Genomic DNA, 18,713 nt, shown 5'->3' with positions numbered 1-18,713 from the left:
TGCGATGACTTATAGGTCGACCATAATGGTCTTAGTCGTAATCCCGCCTTGGTCATCGATTATCTTCAAGGTCACCTCGTGTTTCCCGTATGAAGGGAAGATAGAAGTGAATGTGCGACCTCGTTTTACTTTTCCATTTGGAAGCGCCCACTCAGTATCAACAATACGACCGTCACTGTCTGAGCTTGTTGACCACATGGTTACCCAGCGCCCCAAGTGGATGTACTTCGCACTTGCTTCCGGTAGGGCGTTTGGAGATTCAACACTCACTACGGAGCTAAATGAATCAGTAGCGCCTTTGTCGTCGACAACAGTCAAATTAACGATGTATTCACCAGTCTGTACATAAGACCAAGTTGGTGCCACTTCGTTACTTGTAGTTCCGTTGCCCAAGTCCCATAGATAACTGGTGATCTCACCGTCTTGGTCTGAGCTGAAGTTACGTGCTGAAACGTTCAGGCCAGTCACATTAAGCTCGAAGTTCGCAGTAGGAGCGACGTTGTGTCGGCTTACTTTAGACAAACGCACCACACCGTATTCGTTGTTGTCACTCTGATTCACAATATCGACCGCTAAACCAAACTCCGTCAGGATACGTCCTGAGTCTGGTGCTTGAGGCGAAGTGTAATTTTGGTCATCCGAGAAGCTAGCATTACCAACTAAACTGGTATCTTCGAGCACATCATTGTCGCTGTTTACAAGACGCATTGGAGTATGATCTTTGAGTGAGAACGCCGCATCACGAACTTGGTAACGAGTTTGAGCGACTTCACCGGATTTTTCCCAAGTCATTGCATTCTGGTCGGCATCGACCACACCTAACCAACCTTCACCTGGGTGTTTGCCTACCCAGTTATCAGTCAGCGACTCGTCTACGTACCAAATGATCAAACCCGGATCGAATGAGATCAGTTGACCCATGCGTTTGATGTTGGCTAGGCCTTCATCAACGTCCATGTGGCTTCGCCATTGCAACAGGTAGTAGTGTTGCGCTTGGTGGAACCCATTACTCAGTTTGTAGCCATTTAGGGCGAAGGTGGAGTTGCTCTCACCGTCGTCTATTGAGGTGATTTTACCATCAACGACCACACTGAGGTTATCCAAATAGAAACCTTCCATCGCCAAGCCACCATCGGTGATGTACTCAAACGAAAGCTCTATTTCTTGGCCTACCCATTGTGAAACGTCAAACTCAGCGTCAATCCACCCGCCAGATTTGCCGCCAATAGCAGGAACGAGGCCAGTATTGTATGGGTCATCCATTGAGGTGATGTTGCCGGCAATGGCTTGTCCATTCACGAGTACGCGCGCAAAGTCGTAGTCTTTCTCAATTTCATACCAAGTTTTGAACGAAAGCAGTGCAGAATCACCGGCTGGAATCACCAACTTGCGTGTCATGCTGTTTTTCAGGTCATCGCCTTTTTGAGAATGAAACGAATACTTACCAGCAAACGGTTTTAAACCTTCGATCTGTTTTTCTGGAAGATCCACTTTAATCATGTTCGGACGGCTGTTATCCGTTGTTTGGAACAGCGTGTAAACTTGTGGGTTGTCTTCTAGATCATTAATCGAGATTTGATCATCGTTAACCCAGCGACCACCAATCGACTTCTGTAGGAAGTGTTTTGCCCAAGAGCTGAATGCCGTTGGCTGTGTGCCACCAATTTGACCAGCCCAACTACCCGAAGACATGATTGACCAGTAAGAGACAGGTTCACCCTTGCCTGTGTATTGCGTGTCGTACTCGTCTGGCAAGCCTAAATCATGGCCATACTCGTGAGCACATACACCAGCTGCGGCATCAATCGGTTGAATGGTGTAATCAAACGCAGCGTATTGGCCACCAAAGCGGTCTGGAAGCGAGCTAGAGGTGCCTTTAAGTACATGAGTGCGACCAAGGTTGAATCGGTGAGACCAAATCGCATCAGGGCCTAATACGCCGCCACCGGCTTCTTCGCCCACAGATGCGTGGAACACCATTAGGTGATCAATCACACCATCGGGTTCCCGGAAGTTTCCGTCACCGTCGTAATCGTAACGATCTTCAATATCGTAATCGGCTAGGTTGATACTAGGATCTTGAGCCAATTGATTCAGTGCTTCGCGAACCAGTTCTTGCGCGTTGAGATCGTTGTCGGTGGTAGGTGAGTTGCCACCATAGAATGACGCGGGCTTAGAGGCGCGATACCAACCCGCAGCTTGACCAGCAACACTGTAACTGTCACCTGATTCACTTTGGTAATATTGGCGCATCGAGATTAGGTTCTCGCCATTTGGCCCAGTGTAGCCTGAATTTGAGAACAACAACTCTTGATAATGTTCTGGGTTGTAGCTCTCGTAGAGCATTTGCGTGTGCTCTTCGGTCAGTTTGTTGTTATCCCAGTTCAAATCAGGGAAATCGACTAACAGAGCGAGTACTTTATCGGTACGCTTGGTGCCTACTTCTAACGCAAAGACGCTCGTCTTTTTAGCACCAGATCCTTTTTCTATGGCTTTAAGTATTTTCGCTCGTTGCTCAAGTGCTTTTTTACCGAATTGAGCGTCACCTTTAAAACCGGAATTGATTTTATTCTTCAAGTAGCGGTCAAGTGCGTCGTGCTTTGCCATATCGGTTGCATCTTGGTCGACTAAGCCTTGTCTAACTAGCATTTCAATGAGTTTGTCTTCATTAACAACGCCTAAATCAATAGGTGTTTTTGCATAACTACTGACGCTAAATAGAGTAAGCATTGCTGAAGCCAACAATGTTTTTCTCATCATTTTCATTATATTTTCCTTTTATATTTCCATGTCGATATCAGTATCAACTTGCCTTATTCGGATCTGTTGTCCGAGTTTGGCCTAATACACTCTTGTGGTGTCTTATTTAACTGACGTGTGTTTGTTGTGTTTTTTTTACTTTCGATCTCCTTTGTATTGGTTGTCTCTTTTCTACTTTTTGAATCAAACGGAGTGCTCTTCGCTTTTTTAGCGTTGAGATAGATACGTAAAGCTTCTTGATTTTCCTCATAGGTTAAACCAGAACAGATAACACCTCGTTTAATCAATGACTTCAGCAATAGTTCATCGTTCTCAATAGTGGAAGCCTGTGACAGTGATGACAAAGTTAGAACCATTAAAGTCATTGCTTTTATGGGCATTTTTGTAAGAATCTTAGCTGTGCGAGCCTCGGTTGTGAGAGGCGCTGTTATAAGGAGCATATTCAAAAGAGCCATCAGTTTGATTATGTAACAAAATATATTTATAAAATTAACCAATCAAATGGATAATTATTACAAGCAATTGTTCGTTCCGATTTCAACATTTAAAGTTAATATCAAATAATGGTCGTTATTTATTTTATTATCAGCTATTTAATGGGTTTTGTTGAATGAATAGTTGATAGTTTGGATTTTAATAATATTGTTTGGGAAGTGATTATTATCTTGAGAGTACTTTATACAAGGTATGGAGTTATAAGTAATAAGATGCATTTTATATTCTCTGTGTTTGAATATTGCATTTAATAATTGAGTTATTAGTAAATACTTGTGCTGAAATTATTTTCACACGAAATATCAATAATTAGGGTGTTGAGAATGATTTTCAGTGTTTCAAGGGCGTGAAATTTAACAATAGCGGAGGTGATAGGAGTGCCAAGTCGTAAAAAAGAACCCGTATTTGAGTTCTTTTCTTTGTATTCTTGTTGGTGATTTACTTATGACTGAGAGACATCGCGATAAAAATACCGTTCGCAAGTGCTTGGATTCATGCGCTTGATGACGTTTGATATCACAGCGACAACCAACACCGAGAATACAAGCCTTCCCCAAAATATCGTGTAGAAATCGGCCCCGATGAGTAGGATCAACAACGTATCTTCAATTAAACTGTGGAGCAAGTTGAGCAACATGATTGCGGTGAATATGTCTCTTGCTGAGATATGCCCTTTCTTGGCTTCATTGATCAGCAAGCCGCCACCAAACGAAAGGCCAAGCGTGATTCCTATTATTGTTAGGTTCGTTGCGTCTTTGCTGATTCCCAGTACTCTTAAGAATGGTCTCAGTAATACTGCCATGAGTTTCTCAATACCTAGAATCTTTAAGATCTTGAGTAACAGTAATAGTGCTGAGATTACCATGAAGATAACCGCAAAGTTCTTGAACTGTTCAAGCGCCCAACCAAGATAACTTGTGTCTCCAGATACTTCCGGTTGCCAAAGCACGGTTGCTAGGTAGTTGAGCCAGTCTCCGTATTGATAACTGAGGTTTAGTAGCCATGCCAGCACTAAGCTTCCACCCACTCTCACCGATAGGGTAGCCAGCCAGCTAACACCTGCTTTTTTGGCAATTGCGCCTTCAATTGGCAATGAGTGAGCAAGGAGCATCATGCTGCCTAAAATTGAAGCTTGAGCAACCGTTAAGGGAACATCGGAATTAATAAGAATAATTAGCCCGGCATAGATGTTGGTGAGTATGGTGGTTGCCCATACTAGACCCATTTCTTTCGGTAATCCGACGCTTTCCATTATAGGGCTTAGCCATTCGCTAAGAATCATTATGCCGCCAAGCTCTTCGATGACTTTTATCAATATGATGATTGGAATCATGATACGGAAAAGCGTTGAAGTGACATCGAGGATTTCTTTGAGGAGCTCTTTGAAAAATTGATAGGTTGATTTCATTGTTACTACCATAACTCGTTCTGTTGTATAAAAAGATCTTACCGCGATTGTTGTGATTATGATTTCAAAAATAACCTATAAAGTTACCTATAATTTTTAAATTGTCTTAGAGTAAGAAATTATCAATCAAAAAATCTTAGTTTAAGAAATTATGGAAATAGATCGTATAGATAGAAGTATATTGATTGAGCTTCAGAAGAATAACCGTATCCCGAATCAATCGTTGGCCGAGATCGTAGGGCTATCACCTCCTGCTTGCTTAAAGCGAGTGAAACGATTGAGGCAAGAGGGCGTGATAGTCGGTGATGTTTCGATCATTAATCCTGAGCTTACTGGCAGCAAGATGACCCTAGTCGTGTCCGTTGAAATGGAGCGCGATCGAGGGGATATCTATCAAATTTTTCGCCATTCTATTTCTAAGGCTGCAGAGGTCACTCAGTGCTATCAGATCTCAGGTAGCTTTGACTTTATGTTGATTGTTACGGTGAAAGATATACAAGCTTACGAAGACTTTGTTGAGCGAGTATTGCGCAAAGATCTGAATATTCGCAAGTTCCATACCTCTGTCTCTATGAGAACCGTGAAATTTACCACTGCAGTTAACTTAGATGAGTCATGACCTTTAGTCAGATAGAGGTGTGAATAACTAGATCAAAGGCATAATAGTTAGGGAAGAGACGTAGCGTTCAGAGTTTTGTGACATGCATAGGTTATTTTTGTATAAATACTAGTCATCTGTACAAAATGTTACTTTCATATTTTGTCATAACTTTAATAATTGTATATATTCCTCCGCTACAATAATAATTAACCGAAGTTAATACCAAATGACTGTCAGTTCAGCTTCTCAATCACGTGAAACGCTTCTAAGCGAAAACGAACAACTTGTCTCGACTACCGACCTTAAAGGTGTGATTACTTATAGTAATGACGCTTTTTGCCGTATTGCGGAATACAGTCAAGATGAATTACTAGGGCAACACCATAATATTGTTAGGCATGATGATATGCCAAAAGCGGCTTTTGCCGATATGTGGGTGAATCTAAAACAAGGCAAGGCTTGGCGCGGGATCGTAAAAAACAAGACTAAATCCGGTGGACACTACTGGGTTGATGCTTACGTTACCCCTATTTATGATGGCGGGAAGGTAAGTGGTTATCAGTCTGTTCGTGTTAAGCCAAAAAACGAATGGGTACAAGTCGCAGACAAGGCTTATCAAAGCTTATTGAAAGCAGAGAGGTCAGGTCGCCAATGGTCACTACAGATCAGTGACAGTGTTCGTTACGCAGTGTTACTCGGCTCTTTGGCTGCGCCTCTGATTTCAAATCTTGTAGAAGTAGGGCAAGCATCTCAGTGGATATTGAGTCTTCTTCCTATTTCTGCTCTCGCATTGCTTTTCCGACAAGAGCTCATTGATACTCCATTACAGTTAAAAAAACTGCAATCTAAATTCGATAGCGTCAGTCGACTTGTCTATTCAGGTAATAGTCAGTTCTCTGTTGCCGATTTTCATCTCAAGCTGCTGTCTGCCCGAATCCGCACTGTATTAGGCCGTATGACAGACTCAGCGAAACCATTGCAAGATTTAGCTGATAACCTTAATGCGACGTCATACCAAGTCACTGAAGCGCTCGATCAGCAGACAAAAGATATTCTTCAGGTGCGTGAAGCAACTGAAGAGGTTGAAGTGACTGCCAATGAAGTCTCTTCTCGTACAGAAGAAGCTCACCAAATTGTCGATGTTACCTTGCAAACTTGTGCTGGTGCTAAAGAGAGCATTGATCAAACCCACCGTAACCTTGAAAACTTGGCATCTCAGGCGGAGAAAGCGACGCACACGACTTACCAATTGAGCGACCAAGCGCAAAGCGTGAGCAAGATAATGGAAGAGATTGGTGGAATCGCTGAGCAAACTAACTTGTTGGCACTTAACGCTGCGATTGAAGCGGCTAGAGCAGGCGAGCAAGGACGAGGCTTTGCAGTTGTTGCCGACGAAGTACGTGCGCTATCTGGGCGAACGTCAAAGGCCACAGTTCAGATTAAAGAGAGCATCGATACCATGCTGGCGACGATTGAAAGCTGGCAGAAAGATATTCTGGCGAACAGAGACCAAACAGACGCGTGTGGTGATGTTGCAAAGGTAAGCGCAGAGCGTTTATCTGAAGTTGAAAACCTAATGCAATCGATGAATGAACTGATGCAATCTGTTGAAAGCTCTGCTCATAAACAACGTGAATTATCGAGCGAAGTAAACTTGCATATGCAGTCTATCGCTTCTACCGCAGAGCAAAACTTGGTTGCAACACATTCCGTGAAAGACCACTCCACAGAGCTAAAAGAGCAAGTGAATGAGTTCTATCATTTAGCGAAGCGCTTCGAAGAAAAATAGCGGTTAGATTTTAGAAAATGAAAAATCAGAGAAAGCCTTGCGAAATTAGCAAGGCTTTTTTGTGGATCAAAAGAGCAGATGACAGAAACAGAAAAGCCCCCAATAATTGGTGTCCAACTATTGGGGGGGCAGTTCATAATGCAGGCTCTTTAGTGTGTTCAGTAAAGGGCTAATTTAACGTGTGATTATGTGCGTTCTGCCAAGTATGCTTCGTAGTCTGGAATCTCAATGATCACTTCTTCTTCAAGCAGTGAAGAGTTAAACAGGAAGTTAGCGGTAGCGCGGTTGGTGGCTACAGGGATGTTCCAAACACTTGCGATACGAAGCAGTGCTTTTACGTCCGGGTCGTGTGGTACAGCATTCAATGGGTCCCAGAAGAAAATCATCATATCGATCTTGCCTTCAGAGATAAGCGCACCAAGTTGCTGATCTCCGCCCATGGGGCCGCTGATCATGCTCTTAATCGCTAAGCCTGTTTCTTTACTGAGTAGAGAACCTGTCGTGCCCGTTGCATAAAGGAAGTGCTTTTGTAGTTTTTCTTTGTTCTCTTTGACCCATCTTAGTAGCTCAGGTTTGAAATGGTCATGAGCGACCAAAGCGATATTCTTATGCGTTGGCATAGTACGCGTCGTTTTTTGCATGGATGTTCCCTAAATGATTGATTCGTTTTTATTGTTTTGAGTTATTTAGTCAATATAGCACTAAGGATTCACACTGAATACCGGGCGAAACTCAGAAGGTGACAATGAGTCAGCGATAATTTGATCTTTGAGTGTTGCTGGTGTCAGTGCCTCAATCATGGGTGCACTATGTTTTTCATAAGGTTGACCACGCAAGTAATTGGTGGCTTGCTTTACCGACAAGCGACCTTGTTCAACCATTTTATCTGTTGGTGCAAAAAGCACTTTGTTACGAAGCAAGCCGCGGTAGATTCCGTGACTTAAGTAGCTTGAAATTAACCCAATGTCTTTGGTTTTACCCGCAGCTCTTAGTTCACTTATCGCAGCTTCAATCGCGACCGCACTTCCGACAATATAGTGAATATCCGGTTGTTCGATGACTTGTTGTACCAAGTTTCTTTGCAGTTCTTTATCGTTGTCGGCCCAATAGCTGATCGCGATTTTGATATCGCTCGATTTGATTGCATCATAAAACCCAAGAGCCACAGGCTTAGTGCCACCGCTTGCTTGTGGGCCAAGTAATAGGGCGATAGGTGTTTCTCCTGACCCTTTTGGATGTCTTTTCGACAAAAACTCTCCGACTTGGAAGCCCATTTGATACCAGTCGACACCGACCGTGCCTTTTAATACTCTTTGTTGCTCTTTATTGACGGTTAACTCATTGACTGTGGCAAACACAGGGGTTGCTCCGACCCAGTTGGTCAGGTTCTCATGGTAAGCGTCAGGCGAAACTGTGCCTAAAATAATGGCATCAGCCCCCCATTGCGTGCAAAGCACCAGTTGTGAGGCCTGTTTGGCTACGTTGGGGTAACCGCCAGCTTCCAAAACTCTAAGTTCGACTTGTTGCTTTTCTGCTTCTGAGACCATTCCGTAGTTAACAGATAACCAATAAGAGTCTTTTAAGTGCGGATAAATGGCACAAATTTTTTCTTTTTGTGATGTGGCTTCTGACGATTTTATTGGGCTCAAAGGCTCACTAGCACTTGCTACAGTGGTGACTGATGCTAGTAATGAGAGAAGAATTTTTGAAGTTATAGGTCTAGATAGCATGAATTGCCGTTTTATTGGTTTTAGATAAGAAACACTGCAAAATATAGCGTATTCTGCATGGGTAAAGAAGAACGTTTTAAGGTTTAGAGTTTATGTTGTTAGCTTCAGCGAGTATTGGACGCAAGCTACTGGCCTCATTCTTAGTGATGGCCCTGTTGGTTTTATTGTCTGCATTGATCGGTGTTTCTGGTTTTAGCTTTGTAGCAAAGACTGAAAGAAACGTCGTCGATTCTGCTCTTCCTGCCATGATCGAAGCTCGTCAAGTGTCTGAGTTAAGTAACCGTATTATTTCGTCTGTACAAACACTTTCTAATGCGAGAAATGAAGCAGAAAGAAAAGAGGCGGGCACTATGTTGTTCGGTCAACTTGAGTCGCTTCTTCAGCATATCAAAGAACTTGGCGTCGACAGCTTTGATTCCCAACTTCTTAATAAACTCGAAAACAATGTCCAAAGTGTTATTAATACACTGGCTGAGTTGGGCGTGTCAGTTGAACGTAAGCTTTGGTTAAACAAGGAACTGTCTTCTCGTGTTGAAGAGATGCGTCTACTTGCGGAAGAGCTAGAGCAGCTAACCCGAACCCAAGTGTTGAACACGGCCACCATCGCAGTTGCCAACGTTACGCACATTTATGATCTACTAGAAACCAAGCAAACTGATAAAGCCTACCAAGCCTTAGATGCGCTTGTTGAGGTTGACCTTGATTTGTCTGAACGCTTGCATGAATTACATTTGTTGGCGTACAAAATGCTTAATCAAATTGAAGAAACGCAGACTGTTACTAACGTTGAACGTATTCATCAAATCCAATCTGAGTTTGAATCTAATCTAAGAATTATGGCGCGCCGTGTTAAAGCGGTCGAAGATCCGACTCGTTCAGCGCAGATGTCTCAGCTTCTTGAAGAATTAAGAAAACGCCAAGTTGTGTTCGATATATCGCTAGAACAATATGAGAACACCAAAAAATCTGAATTTCTGATGCAAAATACGCTGGAGCTGTTTTCGCAACTGAATACAACGGTTAACCAATTGATCGATGATTCGAATCTAAGTACCAAAAAAGCGGTTGATGAGCTGACTAGCACGCTAAATCTAGCTCAATGGTCGTTGTCGGTGATTTCGGTTATTGGCTTGGTTATCGTTGCCGTTATTGTGTGGCGAGTTGTTTATATCTCGGTGGTTAAACGTCTTACTGAATACTCTTCAGCTTTGATGTCTATCGCTCAGGGGCGTCTGAATATCGATATCTCGGTTAAAGGGAATGATGAACTGGCTCATATGGGTGAGGCTATTATTACAGCGAGAAACACGGCTCAGGCGCTACAAGTGGTTGCCGTTGGAGAAGCGAAGGCGAAACGTGAGCTCGAAGAACATAAAGAGCACTTAGAAGAATTGGTCACCGACCGAACTTATCAGCTGCAAAAAACCAATGAGAAGTTGAATGTCGAGGTGGAAAATCACGCTAAGGCTCGTAATGCCGCAGAACAAGCAAGCCGTGCTAAGTCCGCCTTCCTAGCGACGATGAGTCATGAAATACGAACACCGATGAATGGTGTGTTAGGTACGGCTCGATTACTTAAAGATACTGGGCTAGATCCTTTGCAATCGGGTTATGCCGATATCATTAACCGCAGCGGCAAGAATCTTCTCGCCATTTTGAATGACGTGCTTGATTATTCAAAGATAGAAGCGGGGCATTTAGAAATACGCACGGCTTCGTTTGATCTCTACCAAATGGTTAAAGATACCTACCAACTAATGGAGGGACGTGCTGCTGAGAAGAAACTTAATTTCGATTTCCATATTGAAAGTAACGTGCAACGTTATTGGCGTGGTGATGTAACACGAATCAGCCAAATTTTGAACAATCTGGTTGGCAATGCGATTAAGTTTACTGAAACAGGCTCAGTCGATATCTTTATCAGCTTAGATATAGAAGATGAAAATCGAGTGATGTTTGAAGTATCAGACACGGGGGTTGGCATTGATAGCAAAGAGCAAGCTTGTCTGTTTGATGCATTCACCCAAACCGGTAGTGGTCGCAATAAAACCGGCGGCACTGGGCTCGGACTAGCGATCAGCAAAAGTATCATGCAGGCAATGAACGGTGATATTGGGGTTCATTCCGAAGAAGGTGAAGGGAGCCAATTTTGGTTCTCAGTACCTTTGTTCGCGGGTGAGAAGATTGAAATGAAAGCACCGATTATTGAAGCTTGTATCCGTGCCAAAGTACTGTTGATTGAAGATAATCCTGTTAACTGCATTGTTGCTGAAGGATTTCTGAATAACCTAGGCCATGACGTTGTGATGGCGACAACAGGGGAAGAGGCCAGAGCTATATTCAGTGAGCAAGCGTTCGATATCGCACTCGTAGACATTAATCTACCAGACTGTGATGGCGTAGAGTTGATTCAGCAGCTAAAAGCGATTCTAGAACAAACGTCCACGGCTGAGCCGCTAAATATACCTCCTATGGTGGCGGTGTCGGCGCATGTATTCAATGAAGAAGTAGAGAGCTATTTAGCATCAGGGTTCGATGGTTTCTTGCCTAAACCGTTGGAGAAAGAGGCTCTTTCTCAGCTCATCGTTACTCAACTCGATGGTAAAGCACTGTTGTTACCACAGCCTGACCCGAACGATGCTGTTTGTAAGCAAAACTACAATCGCGGTATTAAGAGTGACAGTGACCCACTGCACTCTACGCTGATGGCTGATGTTTTAGCTAGGCGCACGACGACAACTAATTCCCAAGATGAAGGAGATGCTCCGGTGAAATTGATTGATTCCAAAGTGATAGAGAGTGACCTATCGATTCTTGGGTTAGAGAAAATGAAACAGATTGTTGTGCTGTTCGAGGAGAGCAGTAATCTTACCTTGAATGAATTAGCCGAGGCGAGCGAGGCCGATAATGGACGAGAAGTGAAGTCTTTGGCGCATAAACTCAAAGGGTCTGCGGGTAGCTTAGGTCTGTCAGCGCTGTACCGCTTGTGTCAGGGCATTGAAGCAAGTGAAGAGCCACTATTGCGGTACAGAGATAACGACCAAGCTTTATCTGAATTGGTTAAAGACTCGTTAGAGGCTCTCATTCCATATGTTTCCGCTTAATGGTGTGAGTCTATTTTGCTCAACACGCCCGAATCAGTAAAACAAAAAAATCCTCTGGGCGAATGTTCGTCAGAGGACTTTTTTATCGCGTCTATACCCGTGTTTTTTAAGAAAGGCTAACCATTCAAAAGTAATCTCGGCTTAAAGCCAAAGCTCAATAGCTATAGATAAAGCTTAAGAGCTATAAGCAAGGCTATTCGCTGACTCTATTTTTACTATCTATTTTCAAAGCGGTTGTAATCCAATAAACCAAACTCAATCGGTTGATCTTGTTGATACCAACGATGAACTCGGTCGCTGAACGGCCAGAACTCGGGCGAGCTGCGTCGTACTGCAAACTTATCCAGTAGTGCCACGTAGTCTTCTTCTGTGTTCAAGCTTTGCAGTGTCTTAACCAGGGTCGGTATCTCGCTTTCCGTTAATGACAGATAAGCGGCAGGGTAGCTACCCACAACGCCTCTTACCAGCGTTAAGTCATCATTGGCGTAATCTCGGTTATCCTCTTCATTAAACATGCTTGAAATGTTGCTGTGAGCGTTGTTGTGAATCATGGTAAACAACTGTTCTTCACCGTTTTTGCCTTCAATCATGATCATTACTAATTGAGGTATATGACGTAACCCTTCACCCTTAATCAAATTCACTTGCTTAAGCAGCGCTTCACTCTCTTTACCAAAACCCGTTTCAACAATATCAAAGCGATTATTGAGGATGGGCGTGAGCCTATCTTTGATCATATTAAGCAGTTCACGTTTAGGATCGGCTGTTTTATAAACCACGCTTATTGGCTGATCAAAAGGTGCAATGTTTCGCTGTAAGTAGTCACTCAATTGAGCACTTTGGTTTTTATACCAACTTGAATGTTCAACATGTCGAACATCTTTAGGAAGAAGGGTTAAGAAGTTACTTTCGCCTTCAAGGCGTAAGAAGTCCATGAACATACGAGTAATGAGTTGATGACCAAAGTTACCGTATACATCAAAGCCAGCTACAAGAAGGTAATGAATACGCTCGAGAAGAGTGTAATCAAGAATCCACGCTGTCTTGGGTTGTGGGCCAACCAGGCCTTGAACAACTGAAGCGCTATCAAAATGTCTAAAGATGGTAAGGGCTGCATTAGGGTTGGTACCGTTACCATCCCAAATGATGTCAGTGTCTAGGTTTACTCCGCTCTCAAACCATTTATTAGTGAAGTCTGATTTCGCATTTAGGTATCGTGCTTGTTGTTTCGCGTAGCTCACCCAGCTGGTCACTGGGACAGCGTTGCTTTCTAGTTCACTAGGTAGCTTTAGATTTTGCTTTTGGCTGGCGTAAAATTGATTGATTTCAGGTAGGTCCGCTTTGTCAGGATCGATGAATACCACCCAAAATCGATCATTTATTACGTTAAGTGCGAGCTGCCCACGGCACACTGGACCTTTGATAAAGGCCATGATGGTGTTCTGCGCATTGTCTAACATGAAATGGAAGCGTGAGTTCACCGGCAGTGCTTCAAACGAAGTCATTGGATTAGCCGCGACATCAATGGCGTAGCTAGGAAGCTGTTTGACCACGTAACGAGCCTCAACAAACCATGTGTTCCAATTGTTCAGGCGTTCTTCATTTAATGCGAAAGGCATGTGTGTTTTGTGGACGATGGTGCCTTGCTCTGGAATCAGGCGATAATAAACCCGATCCACTTTTGGATCGTCATAAGGTCGACGAGTCGTGATGCGTTGAACCGCTTCACCTGGAGGCGTCGCAGAACGAACCAAGGTGAAGAAGCGTGTTGGCTGAGCTAAATCAGAGAAGTAGAGGTGTGATAGAAACAGATGTTCATAGATATAACGTGCTGAAAGTTGGCTTTTATTATCGTTCTTATTGAGAAAGCGCTCGTAGATATCAACGAGCTCTTGTTCCGCATCATTCAGTGGAATATGGTCGTTCATTAACGCGCCATTTTCCAACCAGCTCATCAAAGTCGCGTATTCCGTTTTATCTAAGTTCGGCATTCCATAAGGCATTCCCCACGTCGGGTAATCTCTTTCGTATTGAGCGTACTCTTCAATCGTTGGACACTGTTGGTCGCGATCGGTTGAAAAGTCGAAACCTTCAAGCTGGGTCTGATCAGGTAAAGGATGATTTTCTTTTTGCATCAACATACGAGAAACAAGTCCAGCATCAAGGTTAGCCGTTGAATTCTGCATACGCTCGTTCAGCACTGGATGAAAATCCGCATCACGCCACTCTTGTGTGGTTAAAGCGTCTTCAAACAAGCGGGTAGGGGCTGAGGCGGTTAAACGGGTGCCTTGATAAACGAGTGCCTTACTCGCACCTCGGTCGATGCCCTCAACTGAAGACATTTTTAGTTGGCAAGGTGCATCATAACAAGCGTGGCAAACTACACAGCGGTTATCAATGATAGGCTTTACTTCGTCAATGAAATGCTGTGCTTGAGATGAAAGAATAGGCGCTTGGCGATCACGGACTTGTTGTTCACCAAAGAGCTGATCGAAGTTCAACCCCGCGTAGACGGCACAACCTGAGAAGACGCTAACAAAAGCTAAAATGAAGAGTTTTTTCAAATTCATACGTATTAAAGATTAGGCATTTTCTCTAATTATATCGAAAATGATTGAAAAAGCTCATGTTCTGACAGTTTTGTAGACAAGAACTTGATGGTACTGAGTAACCGAAAGACATTTGTATTCAGACAACCAACGGCATTCATCGTCACTCAGCAGATCTGGATAGAGTGTTTGAGCGTGTTCGACCAATCGATTGAAGTTGTCGAGGTATATAAGTAGGGGAGAGCTGAGGAGTGGTTTCTATCGTCAATGGGTTAGTCGCTTGATACAAAAAGAGCCTAACCCTAAGGTTAAGCTCTTTCGATTTTAATCAATCGAGAACTGAATTAAGCGCTTGCTTGCTTAAGTTCTGTTGCTTTCGCTTCTGAGATTGGTTTAGTCACGATAGCTAGAACAATACACACGGCCATCATAGCAGCAGAGATTGTGTAAGCTAGGCCGTAACCTTCGCCATTCGTCATTGAGTAACCAACAACCGCAGCACCGATAGCACCACCGATACCCCATGCAGTGTAAAGCACGCCGTAGTTAGTTCCGTAGTTTTTCAGACCGTAGAACTCAGCAGTTAGTGTTGGGAATACTGCTAGAAGCGTACCGTAACCAACAGCTGCGATAGCCGTACCAATGATTAGCGTGAATTCAGAGTTGAACGTAGCGAATAGAGCCATGTTAGCGCCTTGAAGGATGAACGCTAGAAGTAGAGTACGTACGCCACCGATTCTATCTGCAAGCATACCTGCAGCAACACGACCGCCTGAGTTGAATACAGCAAGGATAGACGCTAGGTAAACCGCGTTTGGTAGGTTCGCTTGAACGCTAGCAATCGTAGTGATGTTACCGATGATCATAAGACCAACAGAAGCAGCAAATGCGTACATGATCCATAGAGAATAGAACTGAGGAGTCTTCAGCATTACTTTCCATGTTAGGTCTTCAGTTTTCTTAACCGCTTTAGGTGCTTGGCCTTCTTTTACTTTAGGCTCAGCTGGCGTGTAATCCGCTGGTGGGTTGTTGATTGTTGCCGCCAGAGGTACTGCGATTGCAAGTACACCAACACCAAGAATCATAAAGCTTGTTTGGATACCCATGCTATCGATTAGCGCAGAAGTTAGTGGTGCTAGGTAAATAGCAGCAAGACCGAAGCCTGCAGCGATTAGACCGTTAACCATACCTTTCTTAGAAGAATGGAACCATTTCATTGCTGATGGAGAAAGACATGCGTAACCGAAGCCGATACCAGCACCTGTCATCACGCCAAACGTTAGGTTTAGCATCATAGGAGTCGTAGCGAAACCAGAAGCAATCATACCTAGGCCAGTAAGCGCTGTACCAAGGATAAGAATCTTACGTGGACCCATACGGTCTTGTAGGATGCCTGCAACAAGAAGACAAACAGAGAATGTGATAGTTGCAATAGCGTAAGGTGAAGATGCTTCAGCAGCACTCCAACCAGCTTCAGTCACTAGCGCCTTGTTAAATACACTCCAAGCATACAGGATGCCAAGACAAAGGTTGATACAGAAGCCTGCTAGCAGGATACGTGATGCTTTATCAATCTTGCTCATTTTTATTCTCAGTTTTGTCGTTGGTAAGTGGTGAGCCACTTAACTAAAGACGGGTTATTGTGATTGTTTCTTAAAAATTAGTTTGCGTTTATCAACAGATAGCGCAAAAGAGCGCGGATTATAACCAATAAAAATGTGATTGGAATCTCTTTTTCCGTTTTTGGTAAATAAACTCAAAGTTGTTAATGGGTTGTTTTTTGTTGGTTTGGAAGTTGTGTCTAATACCTTTCTGTTTTGTTCTTTTTAGCGTGGCGGGCTTATTTTTTAAGGGGTTCTTCGATACACATTTCAGATTGTCAACGTATCCCGTGCGGATATCACAGAGTTACGAATTATTTTAAATATTTTCTAAGGTTAATTTTGTGTAACAAAACAAATTGAAGTGACGTTTTTTTTATATGAGACAAGGGTTAACGGAGGTTTATTAAAAACAGTATGTTAAATGATTGTTAACTTAAATTTTTATTAGCACCCTTGCTTACATTTTGTTCAATTTGAGGGGTTGTGTTGCCTAAAAAAAGTGGGAAAATAGTACGCAAACTGAGATTCCAAATTTGAAAGGATGCGTTTCCAACCTATGGTGAGGCGAGTATTATGAAACTGTTTTTAATTTTATTGATGTCAATTTCTGGTGGTGTAGCGGCAGCTGACCATATTCACTCTTTCCTATTCGGCTTCTATATTGCGGCATTAGCAGTTGGTAGTTGTTACTGGCTGGCATTCCGTAGCACGCGTTTCCCACAGTTGGCATTAATGCTATTGATGTGTGGCTTTTTTGCAAAAATTGCAGTGACCGTTATCGGTGTTTCTTGGGGTATCTCAAACGATATCATTCAATCGCCGTTCATTTTCTCATTGTCATACCTTTTCTTCTTGGTCGTAGTGACTTACGTTTGGTTTGCATACCGCGATAAGTTGACGCTTAAAAAGCGCGCTAAGCAGGTAGAAGAGTCACGCAAACAAGCAGCTGTATAATTCAGAGCTAATACAGAATTCTAAAAAAGAGCCCTCTTCGGAAGGCTCTTTTGATCTGGCCTTAACTTGAGTGAACTCTAGCTATAAGGCGGATAAAAGAAACCCCAGTATGGTGACATACTGGGGTTTCTTGTGATTTATCTGCAGCTATCATCTAGCAAATGCAGTTCTTAACGCGTGTTACTTCTTCATCATTTTAGCGAGATCGGCGAACGGGTTGTGTGTCGCTGACTGATGATCATCTAAACTCGCTTTTGCATCCACGCCATAACGGTCATGATCCGTGTATTTTGAGTGCTCATGATCGTGACAGTATAAGCACAGTAGCTCCCAGTTGCTGCCATCTTCAGGGTTGTTTGTATGGTCGTGATCGACGTGGTGAACGGTAAGCTCTCGCAGGTTTGAGTAAACAAACTCACGCGCACATTTACCACAAACCCAAGGGTACAGTTTTAGTGCTTTTTCACGGTAGCCTTTCTCTTGGCGAGCGTACGCTGCACTCGAGCCAGTGTAATCAGAAGACATTGCCTAATCCTTATCAATTGTAATCTCCCGATTTTATCACAGCTTTCTTTAACCTGTAGGCATGTCGTGACTAAATCATGTTCCGTACTAACCGTTATGTGGCTTAGGTTTGATTGGGCACTTATCTTTTACGTGTGCTATCTCATAAAGCAGGTTATGTCTTTCTGGAATAAGCCATGCTTAACAGTTTGAAAAGAAATTGTATTTAGGGGTTTTAACCAAGGGAGCGTGACCTAATATCAGTTAAAGCTACCCTATATTAATAAGGAAATATCATGTCAGAACAATACACACCGCCAAAAGTTTGGGTTAACGATACTGATGGTGGTAACAAGTGGGCAAATATCAATAGTCCTGAATCTGGCGCTCGGTTTGATAAAGAGCTTCCTGTTGGTGAGCATGCTTTTCAATTGTATTCTCTTGGCACACCTAACGGTCAAAAAGTCACTATCTTGCTGGAAGAGTTGTTAGCGGCGGGTGTTAAAGAAGCTGAATATGATGCGTACTTGATCAATATTGGTGAGGCAGAACAGTTCTCTTCTGGCTTTGTTGGAGTGAATCCAAACTCTAAAATCCCAGCGCTTGTCGACAAATCTGGTGATGAAGACGTTAATGTTTTTGAATCGGCATCTATTTTGATGCACTTAGCTGAAAAATTTGGTCACTTCTTACCAAAGGAAGGGGTAGCGAGAACGCAAACTATCAATTGGTTGTTCTGGGCACAAGGCTCAGCACCATTTCTAGGTGGTGGCTTTGGTCATTTCTACGCTTACGCTGATGAAAAGCAAGAATACCCAATTAACCGTTTCGCAATGGAAGCGAAGCGTCAACTAGACGTGTTAGACAAGCAACTCGCTAACAGCACTTTCGTTGCGGGCGAAGAGTTCAGCATTGCTGATATCGCAATCTGGCCATGGTACGGCAACCTTGTGTTGGGCAACTTATATGAAGCCGCTGAGTTCTTACAAGTTGAGTCTTACACCAATGTAGTTCGCTGGGCGAAGCAATTAGAAGCACGCGAAGGCGTTCTGCGTGGTCGCATTATCAACCGCTCATGGGGCGAAGCGTGGGAGCAACTTCCCGAGCGTCACTCGGCAGAAGATATTGATAAAGTGCTGAAACTAAAGCCTTAGTTTTTATTTAAGATAACCAGAAGCGCCACATGTTCTTTTTGGATGTGGCGCTTTTTTGATC

13 protein-coding genes and 1 pseudogene are annotated in these 18,713 nt (G+C 43.3%); 5 read left to right on the top strand and 9 right to left on the bottom strand.

Features of this window, described 5'->3' with window-relative positions; translation table 11 throughout:
* Positions 1–9: 9 nt before the first annotated feature.
* The 3 genes from Q5H80_RS19125 to Q5H80_RS19115 form a co-directional block, all read right to left on the bottom strand.
* Positions 10–2,766 carry an immune inhibitor A domain-containing protein gene (locus tag Q5H80_RS19125; protein ID WP_304569664.1) on the bottom strand — a complete coding sequence of 919 codons (2,757 nt, stop codon included), beginning with the start codon at positions 2,764–2,766 and terminating at the stop codon, positions 10–12.
* A gap of 47 nt (positions 2,767–2,813) precedes the next feature.
* Positions 2,814–3,140, bottom strand: coding sequence for a hypothetical protein (locus Q5H80_RS19120; RefSeq protein ID WP_304570781.1), 327 nt, complete (start codon positions 3,138–3,140; stop codon positions 2,814–2,816).
* 557 nt (positions 3,141–3,697) lie between these two features.
* Positions 3,698–4,663, bottom strand: coding sequence for a hypothetical protein (locus Q5H80_RS19115; RefSeq protein ID WP_304569663.1), 966 nt, complete (start codon positions 4,661–4,663; stop codon positions 3,698–3,700).
* Positions 4,664–4,814: 151 nt separating this feature from the next.
* On the opposite strand from Q5H80_RS19115, the gene Q5H80_RS19110 reads away from it, so the two are divergent.
* A complete protein-coding gene (locus tag Q5H80_RS19110) occupies positions 4,815–5,282 on the top strand; it encodes an Lrp/AsnC family transcriptional regulator (RefSeq protein ID WP_012600913.1) in 468 nt (155 codons plus the stop codon).
* A gap of 208 nt (positions 5,283–5,490) precedes the next feature.
* Positions 5,491–7,053: a PAS domain-containing methyl-accepting chemotaxis protein gene (locus Q5H80_RS19105; protein ID WP_304569662.1), complete on the top strand. Its 1,563-nt coding sequence runs from the start codon at positions 5,491–5,493 to the stop codon at positions 7,051–7,053.
* A 185-nt stretch (positions 7,054–7,238) separates the two neighbouring features.
* Here Q5H80_RS19105 and Q5H80_RS19100 read toward each other — a convergent pair whose 3' ends face one another.
* Together Q5H80_RS19100 and torT are read right to left on the bottom strand one after the other, a co-directional pair.
* Positions 7,239–7,694: a methylglyoxal synthase gene (locus Q5H80_RS19100; RefSeq protein ID WP_009844869.1), complete on the bottom strand. Its 456-nt coding sequence runs from the start codon at positions 7,692–7,694 to the stop codon at positions 7,239–7,241.
* Between the two features lie 60 nt (positions 7,695–7,754).
* Entirely contained in the window at positions 7,755–8,783 is a 1,029-nt protein-coding gene (torT, locus tag Q5H80_RS19095; RefSeq protein ID WP_304569661.1) for a TMAO reductase system periplasmic protein TorT, read from the bottom strand.
* Between the two features lie 92 nt (positions 8,784–8,875).
* Between torT and torS the strand changes: the two genes are divergently transcribed.
* The gene (torS, locus tag Q5H80_RS19090) at positions 8,876–11,887 is read left to right on the top strand and encodes a TMAO reductase system sensor histidine kinase/response regulator TorS (protein ID WP_304569660.1); all 3,012 of its coding nucleotides are present in this window, start codon (positions 8,876–8,878) and stop codon (positions 11,885–11,887) included.
* A 215-nt stretch (positions 11,888–12,102) separates the two neighbouring features.
* On the opposite strand, the gene Q5H80_RS19085 is transcribed toward torS, so the two are convergent.
* The 3 genes and pseudogenes from Q5H80_RS19085 to Q5H80_RS19075 form a co-directional block, all read right to left on the bottom strand.
* Entirely contained in the window at positions 12,103–14,457 is a 2,355-nt protein-coding gene (locus tag Q5H80_RS19085; RefSeq protein WP_304569659.1) for a fatty acid cis/trans isomerase, read from the bottom strand.
* A gap of 96 nt (positions 14,458–14,553) precedes the next feature.
* Positions 14,554–14,725: pseudogene (locus Q5H80_RS19080) on the bottom strand (VRR-NUC domain-containing protein); the annotation flags it as partial.
* Positions 14,726–14,780: 55 nt separating this feature from the next.
* Positions 14,781–16,019 (bottom strand): OFA family MFS transporter, encoded by a 1,239-nt coding sequence (locus Q5H80_RS19075; protein WP_304569658.1) that lies wholly within the window; start codon positions 16,017–16,019, stop codon positions 14,781–14,783.
* A 594-nt stretch (positions 16,020–16,613) separates the two neighbouring features.
* On the opposite strand from Q5H80_RS19075, the gene Q5H80_RS19070 reads away from it, so the two are divergent.
* On the top strand, positions 16,614–16,994 hold the full coding sequence (locus tag Q5H80_RS19070; RefSeq protein WP_012600906.1) for a hypothetical protein: 381 nt from the start codon (positions 16,614–16,616) through the stop codon (positions 16,992–16,994).
* A gap of 180 nt (positions 16,995–17,174) precedes the next feature.
* On the opposite strand, the gene Q5H80_RS19065 is transcribed toward Q5H80_RS19070, so the two are convergent.
* Entirely contained in the window at positions 17,175–17,519 is a 345-nt protein-coding gene (locus Q5H80_RS19065) for a YajD family HNH nuclease (protein WP_304569657.1), read from the bottom strand.
* Between the two features lie 275 nt (positions 17,520–17,794).
* On the opposite strand from Q5H80_RS19065, the gene yghU reads away from it, so the two are divergent.
* Positions 17,795–18,652: a glutathione-dependent disulfide-bond oxidoreductase gene (yghU, locus tag Q5H80_RS19060; RefSeq protein ID WP_304569656.1), complete on the top strand. Its 858-nt coding sequence runs from the start codon at positions 17,795–17,797 to the stop codon at positions 18,650–18,652.
* Positions 18,653–18,713: the final 61 nt, after the last annotated feature.

The organism is Vibrio sp. SNU_ST1 (assembly GCF_030563405.1).
Taxonomy (GTDB): Bacteria; Pseudomonadota; Gammaproteobacteria; order Enterobacterales; family Vibrionaceae; genus Vibrio.
Note: the sequence above shows the minus strand (reverse complement) of the source record. Positions and strands in the feature narration are given on the sequence as shown.

Excerpts from the sequence above, each read along its gene's own strand:
- Q5H80_RS19065 (WP_304569657.1), bottom strand. The coding sequence starts at position 17,519 with ATGTCTTCTGATTACACTGGCTCGAGTGCAGCGTACGCTCGCCAAGAG.
- torT (WP_304569661.1), bottom strand. The coding sequence starts at position 8,783 with ATGCTATCTAGACCTATAACTTCAAAAATTCTTCTCTCATTACTAGCA.
- Q5H80_RS19070 (WP_012600906.1), top strand. The coding sequence starts at position 16,614 with ATGAAACTGTTTTTAATTTTATTGATGTCAATTTCTGGTGGTGTAGCG.
- Q5H80_RS19105 (WP_304569662.1), top strand. The coding sequence starts at position 5,491 with ATGACTGTCAGTTCAGCTTCTCAATCACGTGAAACGCTTCTAAGCGAA.
- torS (WP_304569660.1), top strand. The coding sequence starts at position 8,876 with ATGTTGTTAGCTTCAGCGAGTATTGGACGCAAGCTACTGGCCTCATTC.
- Q5H80_RS19100 (WP_009844869.1), bottom strand. The coding sequence starts at position 7,694 with ATGCAAAAAACGACGCGTACTATGCCAACGCATAAGAATATCGCTTTG.
- Q5H80_RS19110 (WP_012600913.1), top strand. The coding sequence starts at position 4,815 with ATGGAAATAGATCGTATAGATAGAAGTATATTGATTGAGCTTCAGAAG.
- Q5H80_RS19120 (WP_304570781.1), bottom strand. The coding sequence starts at position 3,140 with ATGCCCATAAAAGCAATGACTTTAATGGTTCTAACTTTGTCATCACTG.
- Q5H80_RS19085 (WP_304569659.1), bottom strand. The coding sequence starts at position 14,457 with ATGAATTTGAAAAAACTCTTCATTTTAGCTTTTGTTAGCGTCTTCTCA.
- Q5H80_RS19075 (WP_304569658.1), bottom strand. The coding sequence starts at position 16,019 with ATGAGCAAGATTGATAAAGCATCACGTATCCTGCTAGCAGGCTTCTGT.
- Q5H80_RS19115 (WP_304569663.1), bottom strand. The coding sequence starts at position 4,663 with ATGAAATCAACCTATCAATTTTTCAAAGAGCTCCTCAAAGAAATCCTC.
- yghU (WP_304569656.1), top strand. The coding sequence starts at position 17,795 with ATGTCAGAACAATACACACCGCCAAAAGTTTGGGTTAACGATACTGAT.
- Q5H80_RS19125 (WP_304569664.1), bottom strand. The coding sequence starts at position 2,766 with ATGAAAATGATGAGAAAAACATTGTTGGCTTCAGCAATGCTTACTCTA.